The following is a 4,898-nucleotide window of genomic DNA, read 5'->3' as shown; positions in this document are numbered from 1 at the left end:
ACATCGCAGCCGTCAACGGCCCGGAATCAGTCGTACTCTCCGGCCCGGAAACCGACGTCCTCGCCCTCACAGAACAACTCGAAGCACTGGGACGGCAGACGAAGCGGCTTTCGGTTTCGCACGCGTTCCACTCCTCCCTCATGGAACCCATGCTGGAAGAATTCCGGCACATCGCGGAACAGATCGACTACGCGACACCGCACCTCACCATGCCCGCGCCAGCGGACGGCGGCGCACGGGACGCGGCCTATTGGGTACGCCACGTCCGCGACGCAGTGCGCTTCGCCGACGACGTACGCTTCCTCGAAAACCAGGGAGTCGGCGTCTTCCTGGAGATCGGACCGAGAGCGGTCCTGACCGCGATGGCCCAGGAATCACTCACGGCCGAGGACGCGGCGTGTGTCCCGACGGCACGGAAGGGCATCACGGAAGAACGCGCGGTGCTCACCGCACTGGCCGAGCTGCATTCGTACGGCGTGTCAGTGCCGTGGAATGCGGTGCTTCCCGCTGCCGGTGCGCGGGTGGAGTTGCCGACGTATGCCTTCCAGCGGGAGCGGTACTGGCTCGATGCGGTGCGGAAGTCGGGTGATGTGACGTCGGTCGGGCTGGAACCGGTGGGGCATCCGTGGCTCGGTGCGGTCACCGAACTCGCCGACGACGAAGGCCTGGTCTTCAGCGGCCGCGTATCACTGCGGGAATTCCCGTGGCTGGCGGATCACGTGGTATTCGGTGCCATGGTTGTTCCCGGCACGGCGTTGCTGGAACTGGTGTGGGCCGCCGGACAGCACGTAGGCGCGGGTGGTGTCGCAGAGCTGACCCTGGTCGAGCCGTTGGTCGTGCCGGATGCCGGTGAACTCCAGCTCCAGGTCCGGGTGGAGGCCGCGGACGCGGACGGTCGTCGTGCGGTGGCGGTGTACGGCCGCCGGGGCGAAGGCGTTCAGGCCTGGACGCAGCATGCCGCTGGCGTGCTGGTGGATGCGGTCGCGGGTGAGCCGGTGTCGCTGCGGCAGTGGCCGGTGGCGGGTGCTGAGCGGGTCGGCCTGGATGGCTTCTACGAGGCGTTTGCGGCGCAGGGCATCGATTACGGCCCGGCCTTCCAAGGGCTGAGTGAGTTGTGGCGGGACGGCGATACGGCTTACGGGCTGGTCCGCTTGCCCGAGGACGTGTCCACGGACGGCTTTGGTGTCCATCCCGCTTTGCTGGACGCGGCGTTGCACGTGCTGAAGGGATCGGCAGCTGCGCGGCGGCTTTCGGCTGGTGCACTGCTGCCGGTCGAGTGGTCGGACGTGGAACTGTTCGCCATCGGCGGCTCGGAGCTGCGGGTACGGGCGGATGTTGAGCCGTCCGGTACAGCGCTGCGGTTGTGGGTATGTGATCCGGCCGGGGAGCCGGTGGCCTCCGGGCGACTGCATCTGCGTGAAGTAACCGCAGAGCAGATGCGTTCCGCGGCTGGGTCGCTTTCAGTGGATCACCTGTACCGAGTGGACTTCCAGCCCGTACGCCCGACCGGAACACCAACCGCCGGTACGGGTCGCACGGTGATCGACGCGCGGGACTGGAACGGCTCGGTGACGGAGGTCGCCGCCCGGGGACTGACCGCACTCCAGGAGCAACTGAGTAACAGCGCCGGGTCGGACGACGAACTCGTCCTGCTCACCACCGGCGCAGTAGGCGACAACGCCACCAACCTCGGCCAAGCGGCCTTGTGGGGTCTGGCACGTTCGGCACGCAGCGAACACCCCGAACGAACCATCCGCCTCATCGACACCGACCACACCGACACCGACGTCCACTCGGCGTTGACGGTCACCGGCGAGCCCGAGCTGGTCATACGCGACAGCCAGATCCTTGCGACTCGTCTGGCACGGGCAGGAAGCGCAGCCGACACGAACCCGAGCGTGCTGGACCCATCCGGCACGGTCCTGATCACCGGCGGAACCGGCGAACTGGGCCAGGTATTGGCCCGCCACCTCGTCACCACGCATGGAATACGGCACCTCGTCCTCACGTCCCGCCGCGGCATGCAAACCCCCGGCACCGAAGACCTCGTGGCGGAACTGACCGCAGCAGGCGCGGCCACCGTCGACGTCCTCGCCCGCGACATGAGCGACCGGGAACAGGTGCGGGCGGTACTGACCGAGGTGGACCCGGCACACCCCTGGACCGGAATCTTCCACCTCGCCGCCGTCCTCGACGACGGCCTGCTGGCCGACCAAACCCCCGAACGCCTCACCACCGTCCTCACCACCAAAGTCGACAGCGCCCTCCACCTGCACCACCTCTCCACCGAACTCAACCTCGACCTCGCCGCATTCGTCCTCTACTCCGGTGCGGCCGGTGTCCTGGGAACGGCCGGGCAGAGCACGTACGCGGCCGCCAACACAGCCCTGGACGCGCTGGCGGCGTACCGCCGCGGCCAAGGCCTGCCCGGCCTCAGCCTCTCCTGGGGACTCTGGGAACAGACCGGCACCGGCCTGACGGCGCATCTCGGGCAGGCCGAGCTCGCCCGGCTCGCCCGGCGAGGCATCGCCCCATTGCCGGTGGCAACGGGCATGGGGCTGCTCGACCAGGCGCTGCGCGGGCAGGACAGTCATCTCGTACCGGCCGTGCTGGACCTGGCGGCGGTCCAGAGGGAAGCAGAGAAGGACGGCGAACTTCCCGCCCTCTTCCGCGCGTTGGTGCCGCCGCGGCTACGTCGCAAGGCCGGGCGTGCCGGTGATGCTCCCGCCTCGCTCAGCGACGAGCTGGCGGCGCTGCCGGAGGAGCGGCGTGCGCAGCGCGTGCAGCAGGTCGTCCTGAACGAACTGGCCGCGGTCCTGGGCATCAGCGACACCGCGACGCTGGAACCGCACCAGGTGCTCAAGGGGCTGGGCCTGGACTCGCTGATGGCCGTCGAGCTGCGCAGGCGGCTCGCCGCGGCCACGGGCACCTCCCTGCCCGCCACACTCGTCTTCGACTACCCCACGCCCGGCGCTCTCACCAAGCTGGTGACCGAGCGGCTGGGCATCGGCACCAACACGGCGGCACGGCAGTCCGTCTCTCCGGACAGCCCGCCGGCCGTACTGGAGTGGGTACTGGAGCGCCTGTCCGCCGACCAACTCCACCGGAGCGGTCTGCTCGACATGCTCGTGGACCTCGCGAACAGGGAGAGCGGAAGCGGGGACGGCACCGCGGGCACTTCGGGTGCCACGCCCTCCTCCGCTGCCCCGGGCCTGGAGGAGCGTTCGGTCGACGACATCAACGCCGAGCTCAACGCCTTCCTGGAGGCCGCGGGTGCAGGCGACTGAGCCCGCCCCGTCGCACGGGACACCACACCATGACGCCGCCCACTTTCCGCTGACTTTTGCATAGGAAGCCCCAGAGATGACTAACTCGACTCAGGCTCAGCTGGATCGCGCGCTGCCCGCCATCCGTCTCCTCCAGAAGCGTGCGGCGGATCTTGAGGCGCGTTTCTATGAGCCGATCGCGGTCGTGTCGATGGCGTGCCGGCTGCCGGGTGGCATCGACACTCCGGAGGGCTTCTGGGAGCTGCTGGTCAAGGGAAGGGACGCCGTCGGGGGCTCCCCCTCCCACTGGGAGGGCCTCGACTACTACGACCCCGACCCGGAGGCGGTCGGCAAGAGCTACGCCCGCGAGGGCGGATTCCTTGAGGATGTCGGGGAGTTCGACGCGGGGTTCTTCGGGATCTCGCCGCGCGAGGCACTGTCGATGGATCCGCAGCAGCGGCTGGTCCTTGAGGCCTCGTGGGAGGTACTGGAGCGGGCGGGCATCCGCCCCGATTCGCTGCGCGAGAGCCGCACCGGTGTCTACCTCGGCACGATGAGCACGGACTACGGCAACCACCAAGGCCATGACTTCGATGCGCTCGACGGCTATGTGAAGACCGGGAACGCGAGCAGCGTGGTGTCGGGGCGGGTGTCGTATGCGCTGGGGCTGCAGGGGCCGGCCGTCACCGTCGACACCGCGTGCTCGTCGTCGCTGGTCTCCCTGCACCTGGCGGCCGCCGCGCTGCGGCAGGGCGAGTGCGACCTCGCCCTCGCGGGCGGTGTGACCGTCATGTCCACCCCTTCGCTCCTCGTGGAGTTCAGCCGGCTCAAGGGCATGGCCGCGGACGGCCGGTGCAAGAGCTTCTCGGCCGAGGCCGACGGTGTCGGCTGGGCGGAGGGCTGTGGTGTCGTCCTCCTGAAGCGGCTCTCGGACGCCGAGCGCGACGGCGACCGTGTCCTCGCCGTGGTCCGCGGCTCGGCGGTGAACCAGGACGGCCGCAGCCAGGGCCTGACCGCCCCCAACGGCCCGGCACAACAGCGCGTCATCCAGGACGCCCTGGCGTCCGCCCGGCTGAAGCCCACTGACATCGACGCGATCGAGGCCCACGGCACGGGTACGTCACTGGGCGACCCGATCGAGGCCGGCGCCCTGGCCGAAGTATTCGGCGCACACCAAGTGTTCCTCGGCTCATCGAAGTCCAACCTCGGTCACGCCCAGGCCGCCGCCGGCGTCGTCGGCGTCATGAAGATGGTGCTGGCCCTCCAGCACGAAACCCTCCCCCAGACCCTCCACGCCGAACAGCCCAGCACACACGTCGACTGGGACAACACCGGCCTCACCCTGCTCCAGGAAGCGCGGCCGTGGGAACGGGATGAGGCGCGGGTGCGGCGCGCGGGTGTGTCGTCGTTCGGGTTGAGCGGCACCAACGCCCACGTGGTCATCGAGGAAGCCCCGGCGGTGGAGCCGGTGGAATCGGCTGGGTCGTCGGGAGATGAGGGGCAGCCGTCGACGGTCGTTCCAGTGGTGGTTCCGGTGGTGGTTCCGGTGTCGGGACACACGGCCGGGGCGTTGGCGGCGAACGCGGGGCGTTGGGCGGACTGGCTCGAGCAGACTGAGACGACGCCGATTCT

The 4,898-nt window shown here is 69.4% G+C and carries 2 protein-coding genes; both read left to right on the top strand.

Going from position 1 to position 4,898, the window contains the following annotated elements; all coding sequences use genetic code 11:
* Positions 1-2: 2 nt before the first annotated feature.
* Positions 3-3,287: an SDR family NAD(P)-dependent oxidoreductase gene (locus ACWD10_RS38245; RefSeq protein ID WP_451098420.1), complete on the top strand. Its 3,285-nt coding sequence runs from the start codon at positions 3-5 to the stop codon at positions 3,285-3,287.
* Positions 3,288-3,363: 76 nt separating this feature from the next.
* A partial coding sequence (locus ACWD10_RS38240; RefSeq protein ID WP_451098419.1) for a type I polyketide synthase occupies positions 3,364-4,898 on the top strand: 1,535 nt, incomplete at its 3' end.

Source organism: Streptomyces sp. NPDC002851, from assembly GCF_053591935.1.
This window is presented reverse-complemented; position numbering and strand designations above follow the sequence as displayed.